General features: G+C 56.7%; 12 protein-coding genes. 5 read left to right on the top strand and 7 right to left on the bottom strand.

Annotation, left to right across the window (positions count from 1 at the left end):
- Positions 1–28 precede the first annotated feature (28 nt).
- A complete protein-coding gene (pgi, locus tag VN114_RS02305) occupies positions 29–1669 on the bottom strand; it encodes a glucose-6-phosphate isomerase (protein ID WP_325511566.1) in 1641 nt (546 codons plus the stop codon).
- Positions 1670–2087: 418 nt separating this feature from the next.
- On the opposite strand from pgi, the gene edd reads away from it, so the two are divergent.
- Both edd and eda read left to right on the top strand, forming a co-directional pair.
- Entirely contained in the window at positions 2088–4025 is a 1938-nt protein-coding gene (gene edd / locus VN114_RS02300; protein WP_325511564.1) for a phosphogluconate dehydratase, read from the top strand.
- A gap of 8 nt (positions 4026–4033) precedes the next feature.
- Positions 4034–4654, top strand: coding sequence for a bifunctional 4-hydroxy-2-oxoglutarate aldolase/2-dehydro-3-deoxy-phosphogluconate aldolase (eda, locus tag VN114_RS02295; protein ID WP_325511562.1), 621 nt, complete (start codon positions 4034–4036; stop codon positions 4652–4654).
- Here eda and VN114_RS02290 read toward each other — a convergent pair.
- Positions 4617–5831, bottom strand: coding sequence for a GGDEF domain-containing protein (locus VN114_RS02290; RefSeq protein WP_325511561.1), 1215 nt, complete (start codon positions 5829–5831; stop codon positions 4617–4619). The genes eda and VN114_RS02290 overlap by 38 nt on opposite strands.
- 246 nt (positions 5832–6077) lie before the next feature.
- Between VN114_RS02290 and VN114_RS02285 the strand changes: the two genes are divergently transcribed.
- Together VN114_RS02285 and rpiA are read left to right on the top strand one after the other, a co-directional pair.
- Complete coding sequence (locus tag VN114_RS02285; protein ID WP_325511560.1) at positions 6078–7832, top strand: cation:proton antiporter; 1755 nt, start codon at positions 6078–6080, stop codon at positions 7830–7832.
- Between the two features lie 76 nt (positions 7833–7908).
- Positions 7909–8580: a ribose-5-phosphate isomerase RpiA gene (gene rpiA / locus VN114_RS02280; RefSeq protein ID WP_325511559.1), complete on the top strand. Its 672-nt coding sequence runs from the start codon at positions 7909–7911 to the stop codon at positions 8578–8580.
- A 71-nt stretch (positions 8581–8651) separates the two neighbouring features.
- On the opposite strand, the gene VN114_RS02275 is transcribed toward rpiA, so the two are convergent.
- The 5 genes from VN114_RS02275 to VN114_RS02255 form a co-directional block, all read right to left on the bottom strand.
- Positions 8652–10754, bottom strand: a complete 2103-nt coding sequence (locus tag VN114_RS02275; protein WP_325511558.1) for a sensor domain-containing protein — start codon at positions 10752–10754, stop codon at positions 8652–8654.
- 316 nt (positions 10755–11070) lie between these two features.
- Positions 11071–11241, bottom strand: a complete 171-nt coding sequence (locus VN114_RS02270; protein ID WP_325511557.1) for a hypothetical protein — start codon at positions 11239–11241, stop codon at positions 11071–11073.
- Positions 11242–11332: 91 nt separating this feature from the next.
- Entirely contained in the window at positions 11333–11662 is a 330-nt protein-coding gene (locus VN114_RS02265; RefSeq protein WP_325511555.1) for an antibiotic biosynthesis monooxygenase, read from the bottom strand.
- 264 nt (positions 11663–11926) lie between these two features.
- Complete coding sequence (locus VN114_RS02260; protein ID WP_325511553.1) at positions 11927–12094, bottom strand: hypothetical protein; 168 nt, start codon at positions 12092–12094, stop codon at positions 11927–11929.
- Positions 12094–13254 carry a PepSY domain-containing protein gene (locus tag VN114_RS02255; protein ID WP_325511551.1) on the bottom strand — a complete coding sequence of 387 codons (1161 nt, stop codon included), beginning with the start codon at positions 13252–13254 and terminating at the stop codon, positions 12094–12096. The genes VN114_RS02260 and VN114_RS02255 overlap by 1 nt, the downstream gene beginning before the upstream one ends.
- Positions 13255–13355: 101 nt before the next feature.
- On the opposite strand from VN114_RS02255, the gene VN114_RS02250 reads away from it, so the two are divergent.
- Positions 13356–14484: TonB-dependent receptor (locus tag VN114_RS02250; protein ID WP_325511549.1), on the top strand; the 1129-nt coding region annotated here is incomplete at its 3' end.

The following is a 14484-nucleotide window of genomic DNA, read 5'->3' as shown; positions in this document are numbered from 1 at the left end:
GCATGGACTGGCAATAAAGCGCTGTTTGTTACAGCACGGCCCGTGCGCGTGCGATCAGGCCGTTGGTTGAGCTGTCGTGCTGCGCTGCCTGCGGTTGCCCGGTCAGTTCGGTCTCGATGTTTTTTGCCAGCACCTTGCCGAGTTCGACACCCCACTGATCGAAGCTGTTGATGCCCCAGATTGCGCCTTGTACAAAAACCTTGTGCTCGTACAACGCGATCAGTGCGCCCAGCGTTGACGGTGTCAGCTCATCCATCAGGATGGTGTTGCTCGGGCGGTTGCCGGGGAAGGTGCGATGCGGAATCAGTCTGGCGATTTCGTCTTCGGGCAGGCCTTGTGCGGTCATGTCGGCACGTACTTCGTCAGCGTTCTTGCCCCGCATGAAGGCTTCCGACTGGGCGAAGCAGTTTGCCAGCAGGCGGACCTGATGGTTTTCCAGGTGATGCAATGGTTTCAGTGCGGCGATGAAATCGACCGGTGTGATGTCGGTCCCCTGATGCAGCATCTGGAAATAGGCGTGCTGGCCGTTGGTGCCGGTATCGCCCCAGATGACGGGACACGTGGCGACCGCAACCGGCGCACCATCCATCTGTACGCGCTTGCCGTTGCTTTCCATTTCCAGTTGTTGCAGATAGCCGGGGAAAGCCGCCAGATCCTGGTGATACGGTGCGATCGAGATCGACGTGCTGCCGAAGAAGTTGCGATTCCAGATACCGGTCAACGCCATGATTGCAGGCAGGTTCTTTTCCAATGGCGCAGTCTGGAAGTGTGTGTCCATCGCATGTGCGCCGGCGAGGAACGCCTTGAAATTGTCGATCCCGATCGACAGTGCGAGCGACAGGCCGATCGCGGACCAGACGGAATAGCGTCCGCCGACCCAGTCCCAGAACGGAAACATGTTTTCCGGTGCGATGCCGAAGGCAGTGACGAGGTCCAGTTGGGTGGACACGGCGACAAAGTGTTTCGGCAATTCGGCTTCGGGCGCGCTCTTCAGGAACCAGGCGCGCGCCGACTGGGCGTTGGTCATCGTTTCCGACGTGCTGAATGTTTTCGACGAAATGATGAACAGCGTGGTTGCCGGATCGATCTGGGGCAGCAATGCGTCGAGATCATGCCCGTCGACGTTGGAGACGAAATGCGATTTGAGCCGTGGATGCGCAAAAGGGCGCAACGCTTGACAGGTCATCTTCGGACCGAGATAGGAGCCGCCGATGCCGATGTTGACGATATCGGTGATTTCGCGATTGTCGAAGCCGCGCCATGCGCCGGAACGCACGCGATCGGTAAAGTCTGCGATACGATCGAGTACGGCATGCACATCGGCGACGACGTTCTTGCCGTCGAGCAGCAGCTTGTCGCCGCGCGGACGGCGCAATGCGGTGTGCAGTACGGCGCGATGTTCGGTGCGATTGATTTCCTTGCCGGCAAACATTGCGTCGCGTTTGGCTTCGACTTGCGCATCGCGTGCGAGAGCGAACAGTAACGACAGCGTCTTTTCGTCGACAATGTTTTTCGAGTAATCGAGAAAGAGGCCGGCCGCCTCTGCGGAGAATTTGTCGAATCGCACCGGATCGCGGGCGAAGAGGTCGCGCATCTGCCAGGTTTTCGCGTTATCCAGATGCTGCTGAAGAGCTTGCCAGTCGGAGGTATCGGTAAGGGATGTGCCCATGTTTATATGTATTTTTGGTTGAAATAACTATATCAGATTACGGTAATTTCACTACAAATATTATGCGACGGCGGTGACGTTTTAATGACCGCACGTACGACAATCTCCTGTCGTATTGCATCGTGATGTTGTGGAATCCCTCTAACGGATAGCTGGGCAGACGGAAAGTTCAATCGAAAGGTGCACGATGCATTCCCGCGCGGCATTCCGGCCAGAGCGCCGACATGACTGGCGCAAGAATGGTCATATGATCGCCGAACAGCGACAAGACCGAGATAGGAGGACGGATTGCAGTCAAATGAATTTACCTCGCGATTGGCAGTCATAAAGAAAACCATCGTCTTTGAAGGAACGCGTTTGCCGTCAGGCGACACGCCTTCCTGTAGTAAAATTTCACATCCGTTTTTGAGGAATGTTTATGTCGGTTTTTATGTCGGGTAACTCCGCGCTTCATCCCGAACTTGCTGCCGTTACCGAGCGTATCGTCGAGCGCAGTCGCCCGTACCGCGATGCCTATCTGCATCAGTTATCCGATTCCATCCAGAAAGGCGTGCAGCGCAGCACGTTGTCGTGCACCAACCTTGCGCACGGATTTGCTGCTTTCCCGCCGAACGACAAGCTGGTGCTGAAGCAGCAGAAGTTGCCATCAGTTGCCATTGTGTCGGCCTACAACGACATGCTGTCGGCGCATCAGCCTTATCAGCGTTTCCCCGAGATCATCAAGGATGCCGTGCGCAAGGCCGGCGGGGTCGCGCAGTTCGCCGGCGGCACGCCTGCGATGTGCGACGGGATTACGCAGGGACAGCCAGGCATGGAACTGTCGCTGTTTTCGCGCGACACGATTGCGATGTCGACGGCGGTGGCGCTGTCGCACAATATGTTCGATGCGGCGGTCTATCTCGGCATCTGCGACAAGATCGTGCCGGGATTGCTGATCGGCGCGCTGCATTTCGGTCATCTGCCGGCGGTGTTCATCCCGAGCGGGCCGATGACAACCGGCATGTCGAATTCCGAAAAATCGCGCATCCGTCAGCTGTACGCGCAAGGCAAGATCGACCGCGACGGCTTGCTGGAAGCGGAAAGCAAGTCGTATCACGATGCCGGTACTTGCACCTTCTACGGCACGGCCAACAGCAACCAGATGTTGATGGAAGTGATGGGCCTGCATCTGCCAGGATCCGCTTTTGTCACGCCGAACACGCCATTGCGCGATGCTCTGACCGCACACGCCGCGCAACGCGCGGTCGAGATCAGTCTGCAGGGTGACAGCTTTACGCCGATCGGTAGGCTGGTCGATGAGAAATCCATCGTCAATGCGATCGTCGCGCTGCTGACGACCGGAGGTTCGACCAATCACACGATTCACCTGATCGCGATTGCGCGGGCTGCCGGCATCGTGATCGACTGGAACGATTTCCATCGCCTGTCTGCGGTGATTCCTCTGCTGACGCGTATCTATCCGAACGGTGAGGCAGACGTCAATCACTTCCATGCGGCAGGTGGCACCGGCTTCGTGATTCGTGAACTGCTGGATGCCGGTTTGCTGCACGACGATGTGACGACAATTCTGGGCAAGGGCTTGCGTGCGCATTGCACCGAACCTTTCCTGCATCACGAACAGATTGTCTGGAATCCATCGCCCGATACGAGCGCCGATGAAAACGTATTGCGTCCGGCCGATCGCCCGTTCGCAGCAGATGGCGGCCTGCGTCTGCTGACCGGCAATCTCGGGCGCGCAGTGATCAAGGTTTCTGCAGTCAAGCCGGAACACCATGTGGTCGAGGCGCCGGCAATTGTCTTCAAGTCGCAGGAAGAATTCATGCACGCGTACCAGGATGGCAAGCTCAATCGCGATTTTGTTGCGGTCGTGCGCTTCCAGGGACCGAAGGCGAACGGCATGCCGGAATTGCATGCGTTGACGCCGGCGCTCGGCAGCCTGCAGGATGCCGGTTACCACGTCGCGCTGGTGACCGATGGCCGTATGTCAGGCGCATCCGGCAAGGTACCGGCCGCGATTCATGTCTCGCCGGAAGTGCTGGCGAACGGCCCGCTGGGGCGCGTGCGTGACGGCGACGTCATCCGCCTCGATGCGGAAAAAGGCACGTTGCAGGCGCTGGTCGCTGAAGAAGAATGGTTGCGTCGTCCGCAGGCATCGGCCGATCTGTCGTCGAACATGATCGGCATGGGGCGCGAACTGTTTGCCATGTTCCGTGCGTCGGCGGGCGTGGCGGAAGAAGGTGCCGCAACCTTCGGCCTGCCGCACCTGATGACGCCGAGCTCGACAGAAATCAATCTGCCGAAGGGCGATGCCGAGCCGTTCAGCGACGAAGATACCAACGTTCAACAATCGATATAGGCCCATCCATGAATCTGCTCGAAATCATGCGCGCATCGCCGGTGATTCCGGTGATTGCAATCGACGATATCCGCCATGCAGTACCGATGGCCAAGGCGCTGGTTGCCGGCGGAATTCGTGTACTCGAAGTCACGTTGCGCACGCAGCACGGCCTGGCTGCGATCCGCGCGATTGCGGAACAGGTACCGGAAGCGATTCTCGGCGTCGGCACGCTGACGCGGCGGGAAGAATTTGCGCAGGCGCGCGATGCCGGTGCGGTGTTTGGCGTGTCGCCCGGATTGACGACGGCACTGATTCACGCCGCGAGCGCGAGCGGCTTGCCGCTGCTGCCGGGCGTGATGACGCCGTCCGAGGTCATGGCCGCGCGCGAAGCCGGTTTTCAACAGGTCAAACTGTTTCCGGCAGTGCCGGCAGGCGGGGTCGGCATGCTGAACGCGATTGCCGGTCCGATTCCGGACATGCTGTTTTGCCCGACCGGTGGTATTACGCAGGAAACGGCGGCGCAGTTTTTGGCCTGCAAGAACGTCGCGTGTGTGGGCGGATCATGGTTGACGCCGAAAGACGCAATGGCCGCCGGCGACTGGGAGCGAATTACCGCGCTGGCAAAGGCAGCGTCCGCACTTCGATAACCGGTTTGTCCGCGCTGTCCGGGACGGCACAGACAACGGCATTGCGTCCACCGGCTTTTGCTTCGTACAGCGCGATATCGGCGCGGCGCATCAATTCCGCAATGGATTCCGACGGAACAAGCGTCGCCACGCCGATGCTGACCGTGTAGGCGATGGCGGCGTTGACTGTAGGGCCTTCCGTTACAACATGCGTACCCAATGCAGCACGCAACCGTTCGGCCACTACCAGCGCAGAGGCGGCATCGACTTCCGGCAGCAGCGCAGCAAATTCCTCGCCTCCAACGCGCGCGATGCAATCCATGCCGCGGAGTTCTTTTTCGGTGCGCTGCACGATTTCCGTCAGTACCCGATCGCCGATGGCGTGACCATGCGTATCGTTGATGCGCTTGAAGTGATCGACGTCAAACAGCAGCAACGAGAGTGCACGTCTATTGCGCTGCACGCGAACCAATTCACGATCGGCAAACTCGAAGAAGGCCCGGCGCGACCAGGCGCCGGTCAGAAAATCGCGGTTGGCGGCCGCCATTGCCTGTTCCATCATGCGGTCGTGAACGATCATCACGACACCCATCGTGAATACCGGCATCACCAGCGCGCCGAGCGAGATAAACAGCAGGTTGACCGGAGCCGACTGAAAGGCAGAGGACAATTCCTCGATACCGGTACCGTGAACGACGCCGCGCACGGCATGCGCGAATGCAAACAGAATCGCCATGAAGGCGGTGAAGCGGTAGGAATAGTGCGTGGGGCCGGTTTGTGGAGCGCGCAGCAGAAGCAAGCCGATTGCCAGGCATAACCCGCCATGGAATATCGACACGAGCGCGATGCGCACATGCAACAGGTCGTAGCCATAGTGAAATACGGCAATCAGCGCGATCAGCAGTGCCAGCGTGCCGAACAATAATTTCGCCGGTACCGGGCGCGACAGAAAACGGCAGACGCCGGTGTAGAGCAGACAGATGGCCGCACCGTACAAGGCATTTGCCAGTTCGAACGTCAAAATCGGGGCGATCTTGCCGCGCGCTGCGTAGAGTAGCAGCGAGACGATCGAACAGACGATTGCTGCCAGCCAGTGACGCACGCCGGTGATTCCGCTGCGCATCAGCGACAGCAGGACGAATAGCATGACGACGCCGAAGACGGCAGTAAGCAGCAGGAGATTGAAAGGTGTCAGCATGAGTCGATATGGAAGGCGGGCATAGTATAGCCCCGTATGTCGGCCCGCGACCGTATCCAGGTCACGGATAGCAAGGCATAGATAACAACGCACAGATAACAAGTCGCGGACAGCAGGGCATGGTCACATGGACAGCGGGAATATCCGTGTGTATGGTGAAGGCGTGACGTTGCATCACCAGCAATGCCCGGCAGGAACGCGGTTTTCGATACAACGCCATAACGGCACATCAGGAAGGAACAGCCTATGCACGGAGCGGAATTCATTCAGGATCTGGCGGTGATCATGCTGATCGCGGGCATTGTGACCATCGTGTTCCATCACTTCCGCCAACCGGTGGTGCTCGGCTATATTCTGGCCGGCGTCATCATCGGTCCGCACACGCCACCGTTCGAACTGATCCAGGACGATCGCACGATCAAGATCGTGTCCGAACTCGGCGTAGTGTTCCTGATGTTTTCGCTCGGCCTGGAATTCAACCTGAAAAAACTCAGTAGTGTCGGCGTGACCGCCTTCCTGTCCGCGCTGGCGGAGATCACGCTGATGACATGGATCGGCTACGAAATCGGCCGCTACTTCAACTGGAACACGATGGACTCGTTGTTCCTTGGGGCGATGCTGGCAATTTCGTCGACGACGATTATCGTCAAGGCGCTCGACGAACTGGGCATGAAGAACGAACGCTTTGCACAACTGATTTTCGGCATCCTGATCGTGGAAGACATTCTGGCGATCGGCATGATCGCGCTGCTGTCCGGCATTGCGACCACCGGATCGGTCGATGCCGGCGATGTGTTCTCGACAGTCGGCAAGCTGTCGCTCTTCATGATCGTGGCACTGGTGCTCGGCCTGTTGATGGTGCCGCGCATCCTCGCTTACGTGGCGAAGTTCGAGAGCAATGAAATTTTTCTGATCGCGGTGCTGGGCCTGTGTTTCGGCTTCTGCCTGCTGGTGCTGCAACTGGAATACAGTATCGCGCTGGGCGCCTTCATGATCGGCGCGATCATGGCGGAAGCCCGTCAGTTGCATTTGATCGAACGTCTGATCGCACCGATTCGCGACATGTTCAGCGCGATGTTTTTTGTCGGTGTCGGCTTGTTGTTCAATCCGACCGTGCTCGTCGATTATGCGTTGCCGGTGACGCTGATTACCATTGCAGTCGTCCTCGGCAAAGTGTTTTCCTGCGGACTGACCTCCTTCCTGACCGGTAACGATGGGCGCACATCATTGCGTGTCGGCATGGGCGTGTCGCAGATTGGCGAGTTCTCGTTCATCATCGCGTCGCTCGGGCTCGCATTGCAGGTGACCAGCGATTTCCTGTATCCGATCGTGGTCGCAGTATCGGCAATCACGACCCTGCTGACGCCGTATCTGATCAAGATGGCCGACCCGCTGTCGGTCCACATGGCGAAGGCAATTCCCGACAATATCGGCAATGCAGCCAACCAATATACAAAATGGTTACACGACAACCAGCCGGATGGCGATCGCGCGATCCTGACCAAAATCGTCTTTCGCATTCTGGTGCAGGTATTGGTCAACTGCGCGATGACCGCTGCGGTGTTCGTTGCCGGGATTTACGTGTTCGGCGTCGTCGAATTCAATCTGGCCACATCGATCGCCGATGAGCAGATTCAGAAGGCGATCGTGTGGGGCGGGGCGCTCGCGATTTCGCTGCCGTTCCTGATTGCGGCCTATCGCAAGCTGAAAGCGCTGGGTTTGCTGTTTGCTGAAATCATGATTGCGGATCGTGGCGCTTTTGCGCTCGGCATGCGACGTGCCATTGCGGAACTGATTCCTGTCATCTCCATTGCCGTGATTCTGGTGTTGATTGCATCGATGAGTCGCAGCATTCTGCCGTCCGGCGAGATGCTGTTGATCATTCTCGCCGTTGCTGCGGTGCTGACGGCATTGTTGTGGAAGGTGTTCGTCCGCTGGCATTCACGCCTGCAGATTGCGCTGTTCGATACGCTGAAGGAAGAAGCGGACGGCAACGCGTGACGTTGCGCTCGTGCTCGTCCGGACGGCGCATCCGTTAAAATAGCGTGCTTACAACCGATACTTTTTACCAAATACGATGACTCAAGACGAAATGAAACAGGCGGTAGCGCGTGCCGCCATCGATTATGTGGTGAACGGCGAGATCATCGGTGTCGGCACCGGCTCCACCGCCAATTTCTTCATCGATGAACTGGGCAGGATCAAGGACCGCATCAAGGGTGCAGTCGCGTCGTCGGAAGCGACGGCGGAACGTTTGCGTGGCCACGGCATCCCGGTATTCGATCTGAACGATGTGGAATCGCTGGCCGTTTATATCGACGGTGCCGACGAGATCACGCTGCAGGGTGCAATGATCAAGGGCGGCGGTGCCGCTTTGACACGCGAGAAGATCGTGGCGTCGGTCGCGCGGCAGTTCATCTGTATCGCCGACGGTTCCAAGCTGGTGAAATTGCTGGGTGGATTCCCGTTGCCGGTAGAAGTCATTCCGATGGCGCAGTCGGCCGTGGCACGCAGTCTGAAGGCCTTGGGCGGTGAACCGCGCCTGCGCGTGAAAGACGGCAAAGCGGTAGTGACCGATAACGGCTGCAACATCATTGACGTGCACGGCCTGCAGATTGCCGATCCGGTTGAACTGGAAGCGCAGATCAACAATATCGTCGGCGTCGTCACCGTCGGGTTGTTCGCCCGGCGTGGTGCCAATATCGGCCTGCTCGGTACGGCGGATGGCGTCAAGAAGATGACATTCTGATTCGAATCTGTGCGACAAGAAAACGGCCATTGCAACGCGCGGTGGCCGTTTTTTTATGGTTTTTTTGACGGTTATTTCACCATCAGCAGCTTCAAGAAATCTGCCTCCGGTACCGGCCGGCTGATCAGATATCCCTGGCCTTCATTGCAGCCGTTCTGTCGCAGAAATGTCGACTGTTCATCGGTTTCGATTCCTTCTGCGAGAACGTTCAGATTCAGGTTGTGACCGAGCGAAATGATCGCGCGCACGATGGCGGCACTGTTGGCATCGGTCGCAATGTCGCGCACAAATGACTGGTCTATCTTCAAGGTATCGACCGGAAACCGCTTCAGGTAACTGAGGCTGGAATAACCGGTGCCGAAATCATCGAGTGAAATCTTGACGCCCATCGCGCGTAATTCGGTCAGCATGGCGAACGATTTTTCGACTTCGGTCGCCATGACGCTTTCGGTGATTTCCAGTTCCAGATATTTTGCGTCCAGTCCTGTTTCCGTCAGTATACGTTCGACCTGCTGAACGATGTCGCCGCGTGCGAGTTGACGCGGCGACAAGTTAACCGAAATCGCTACAGGCGGATAGCCGGCTTGTTGCCATGCGCGGTTCTGCCGACAGGCGGTCTGCAATACCCATTCACCGATCGGAATGATCAGGCCGGTTTCTTCCGCCAGCGGGATGAATGCGGCTGGTGACACCATGCCGGTATGCGGGCTGTTCCAGCGAATCAACGCTTCAACGCCAATGATCGCGCCGCTGCTCAGGTTCACCTTGGGTTGATAGCGCAGGACCAGTTCGTCATTGGGGATGGCTTGACGCAACCGGTTCAACAGATCGAGGCGGTCGGTGACAGTCGAATTCATTTCGGCCGAAAAATACTGGAAGTTGTTGCGCCCCAGTTCCTTTGCCTTGTACATCGCCGAGTCGGCGTGTTTGAGCAGTGTTTCCGCATCGCGTCCGTCATTCGGGCAAAGCGTGATGCCGATGCTGCAGGTGATGCGAAACTCGAGATCGTTGGCGGTCCACGGCTGCGAGACTTCATGCAGTACGCGCTGCATCGTTTGCGTGATCGATTCCTCGTTGGGCTGGCTGGTCAGCAGCAATACGAATTCGTCGCCACCCTGCCGTGCGACGGTATCGCTTTCGCGCAGGCAGGATTTCAATCTTTGCGCTGTGATGCGCAGCAGTTCGTCGCCAACCTGATGCCCAAGGCTGTCGTTGATGAACTTGAACTGATCCAGATCGAGGAAGGCGATTGCCGTCAGGTTGCCGTAGCGCTCCGAATGCAGCATCGCCTGTTGCATGCGGTCATACAGCAGGGTGCGGTTCGGCAAGCTTGTCAGTGCGTCGTGCGTCGCCTGAAAACGGATTTCCGCTTCATGCATCTTGCGTTCGGTAATGGCCTCGACCGTTCCTTCGAAGAACAACAGTCGTCCGTTGCTGTCGTGCACGGCACGTGCGTTTTCCGATATCCAGATGATTTCACCATTGCGGCAATAGACGCGCGATTCAAAATTCGTCACGACGCCGTTCTGTTCCATCAACCGTACGAACTCGTTGCGCCGTTGCGGATCGACATAAACCTGATGTTCGATGTCGCGCAGCACGGCAATCAGCTCCTGCGGCGAGTCGTAACCGTACATGCGCGCGAGCGCCGGATTGACGGCAAGATAACCGTTGTTCGGCGTCGACTGGTAAATGCCTTCGATCGCGTTTTCGAAAATGCTGCGATAGCGGCGTTCCGCTTCTCGCAACGCTTCGTCGGCTTCACGACGTTCGGTAACGTCCTGGATGAAACCTTCCAGCACATCCCAGTCCTTGCGACCGTGCGTGATGTTGGTGCCGCGTTCCCACACCCAGCGCACCGTGCCGTCGGCGCGAACAATACGGTATTCGACATCGAAATGACGGTTGTTCTCGACCGCCGTCAGGATCGTGCTGCGCACATGATGACGGTCATCCGGATGCGTGATCTTGTCATACGAGATGCGGCTGTTGAAGAGAATGTCTTCCTCGCGATAGCCGGTCAGCGTCAGGCAGCCTTCGCTGACGAATTCCATCGTCCAGTGCTCGTCGAGGCGGCAGCGATAGACCATGCCTTCCAGATTGGCCAGCAACGTGCCCAGCATGCGGGCTTGCAGGGCAGGATCGGCGGGATTGGAAGGCATCGATAAAAGCATGGCGTGGCTGGTTTGATTACAGGTACGACTCATCATCGTTACCACATAGCAATAATGGTGCCATCGATCGCGTCAGGTTCTGCACCGTAATCGGGCATCAAACCGGAAGGCGTAAAGAAAATTGCCAATGCATTAATGAATGCGTGAAGGACCTTGCGACGCTGCAGGGTCGCGGGAATCGGAAAGCGCCGCAGTTCGGCATGGGTCGCCGAAAAACGTAAAAAGAAATCAGGGAGAAAAGAAGGAAGAAGCGACAGGAAATTACATGACCGATAGCGAGCGCCATCGGTCAGTTTGTTTTATCGCAATGCCTGTATCAGCGCGGACGTTCGACGATTTCACGCGCCATGCGGTCCTGGCGTTCGTAAAAATCGCGCGTGCCGATATCGCCGCGGTTGCGCTGCCTGTCCGGTACGAGGAATTCGAGATCGCGCGACAGTTCGTCGTCGATTTCGGCATCTTCCTCACTACCCCAACTGTTATTCATGATGACCTCCGTAGACCCGCTATTTTACGACGCAGGTTTGCCGCAGCCAATACCTGCGTCGTAAAGTTGTACGGCCCAATTCGTTACATCATCAGCCGAGCGAGTCCGGTACTTCGCCATTGCCGGGCAGTTTTGCTGCCAGGATGTCCAGTTTCTCGATGGCAAGCGGCTTCGCCAGCAACTCGCCGGCTCGGTTGCCGAGGGCCTTTGCGATTTCACCTTCAAGATGGGCCTGACGTCCCGATTCGTCCGGAAACGCGTCGAAAATGCCAAAGGTGCGATTGTCGAACTTGACGGCAAACCACGCAGTTGTTTCCGGTTCACCCAATGCATAGGACAGTTGTGCGCGCAGAAATTCTTCGAGCTCCTTTTCCTTGCCGGGTTTGGCTTCCAGACGGACTTGCAATGCGACGTTAACCATGAAGGGCTCCTATCGAAAGTGATCGTCATGCCGGATGGCAATTACGGACAGCAAGAGGGCGTCTTGATTCTAGTACGGTTTTGACTCTGCTGATGCGAGGTGGCGAACATTTGGTGCGAGAATCATATGAATTGCGTGGCATTGGAAAAACAAAGTCCAGCAAAGGTAATGTGCATGGCCAGTGTCAAGCGATGACAGCCGTGACTGTCTCCGAATGGAGGGTGATAACTCGCGACATACGACATTTTCGACACGATATTATCGTCACTTGCGAATGCTGTACCAGAGTGACACGACCACGGGCACTGCCAGCGCACATGCGGACAAGTGGTCCCATATATCGTCGCCGAGCAACGCTGAGATCAGACCGACAGCCGTGATAACACCCATCAGGATGGGCGTTCCCCACATGCGTTTGAAAGGAGCATTCATCACATTTTCCTTTGCGGCGTGGCGAGCGATGTAGCTGCTTCAGAGGCGATTGTCTCCAGTTGTTCTGCAGGGCGCCGTTTGCGCTTGAACCATAAATACAAACCGCTACCAAGCACAACGATGGTCGCTATATCCAGTAACGCCCACAGGATTTTCATCGGCATGCCGCCGTAATCTCCGAAATGCAGCGGTTGCGAAATCAGCAGGGCCGTTGCATACCACGGTAGCGTCCGGCTGTCGGTTACCCTGCTGGTTTGTGCGTCCACCAAAACCGGCTTCAGCAGGCGAGAGGTGGCAGGCATATTGCCGCGCATGAAAATCGCGTAATGATGCGGGCTGGAAAAGCTTGTGCCGGGAAAGGCGATAAATTTCAGCGTCATGTTCGGCTCCAGTGCGCGCGCGGCATCGACCGATTGCTGCAGCGAACCGAGTCGTTCTGGCGGTGGCAGGTTCTTGTACGGCGCGATCATTTCGCTCATTTGATCGTAACGCCAGTACGCGATGATCGGGTCGGCCAGGGTGTTGATGATGCCGGTCAGCGTGACCACCGATGCCCACACCAGCGTCACGATACCGAGCATGTTGTGCAGGTCCAGCCATTTGACGCGTGAAGAATTGTCGCGCCGCACAGTGCCGAAATCCAGTTTGCGCATGAATGGAGAATAAAGAATCACGCCGGACAGGATCGCCACGGCCAGCAACAGTCCCATGAAGCCGAGAAACAGCGTGCCGGGAAGACCGGCGAACAAATCCACATGCAGATGAAACATGAGATTGATGAAGCCGCCTTCCAGCTTCGGCTGGGCCAGCACATTGCCGGTGCGGGCATCGATGGCTACCTGTTTCAGATCCGTGTCGGAGGTTGGTGTCGCGCTCATCGTGACGAACCAGATGCGGTCGTCATCGGGTTCCTGCGAGACAAACATGCCGCCTTTGCCTGGGAATTCGCTTTTCGCAATTTCCATAACGCGATCCAGGCTGACGCGTGGCGCGTTGGCCGGTAGGGCGGGCGCCTCAATTTCGTCACCGAGCAAATGGCCGATTTCGTGATGAAAGATGAGCGGCAGACCGGTCAGGCACAGTAGCAGCATGAAGACGGTGCAGACCAGACTGCTCCATTTGTGTATCCATGCCCATTGGCGGAGGCGATGCGCTTTCATGTTAATCCTGTTGTAAGAAGTCGGAATATTAATGCAAATCATTCCCATATATATGGGAGTTGATTATAATGAGAATCCTTCTCATTCATAACGAAATCTTCATGTCTTTCCGATTCCGACACTCCCCGATTGCAATCGCTGCTTGCCTGATGGTCAGCGGAGCCTATGCCCAGCAGGCAGCCGATACGACGACCTCCACGCCAGAACAGACACTTGGCACCATCGTCGTCAATGCGTCTGCCGACGCGTCGGCAAAAGGTCTTTCCAAACCGTATGCCGGCGGCCAAGTGGCGCGCGGCGGGCGTATTGGTATTTTGGGTACTCAGGACAACATGGATGTGCCGTTCAACGTCACGAGTTATACAAACGAGTTGATTCAGAATCAGCAGGCACGCAGTGTTGCCGATGTATTGCGTAACGATCCTTCAGTTCGGGTAGCACGTGGCTTCGGTAACTTTCAGGAGTCTTATTTCATTCGTGGTTTCTTGCTTGGTTCGGATGAAGTTGCTTACAACGGACTCTACAGTTTGCTGCCTCGCCAATATGTTGCTGCCGAGCTGTTCGAGCGTGTTGAAGTATTAAAGGGTGCGAGTACATTCCTTACCGGCGCTTCTCCAGGTGGCGGAGGCATTGGTGGATCAATCAATTTATTGCCTAAGCGAGCGCCCAACGATCCACTTACACAGCTGACGGTCGGTGGTGGTAGCGGCACGCAAGGAAGTGTGGCGGCTGACATCGCAAGAAGATTCGGTCCGGATCACAACACCGGTGTCCGAATAAATGCAGTACGCCGCGACGGGAATACCGGTGTTGAAGATGAAAAAACCGAGTTAAGCGTATTTGCTGTCGGCGTGGATTGGCGAAGCCGTGATCTACGTCTGTCGGCGGATATTGGCCATCAGGACAATAAACTGAAACGTGCCCGTACGAACGTCACTCTCGATGCAGGACTGACGTCAATACCGTCGGCTCCTGATAATGATAGTAACTGGGCGCAAGACTGGTCGTATTCCAATGAGCGGGACACTTTTGGTACTTTCAGGGCGGAATATGATCTTTCAGAAAATACGACTGCTTGGGGAGCGGTCGGCATGCGTCGTTCGACCGAAGAAAACTCACTCTCAAATATCACGGTAACCAATGCAGTTACTGGGGCCGGAAATACTCGACGAGCTGATAATTATCGTGAAGACATTGTCAAGAGTGCAGAAATTGGCATTCGGACAAAAT

The sequence above is a fragment of the Oxalicibacterium sp. genome, from assembly GCF_035565035.1.
In the GTDB taxonomy this organism is placed as follows: Bacteria; Pseudomonadota; Gammaproteobacteria; order Burkholderiales; family Burkholderiaceae_D; genus Oxalicibacterium.
This window is presented reverse-complemented; position numbering and strand designations above follow the sequence as displayed.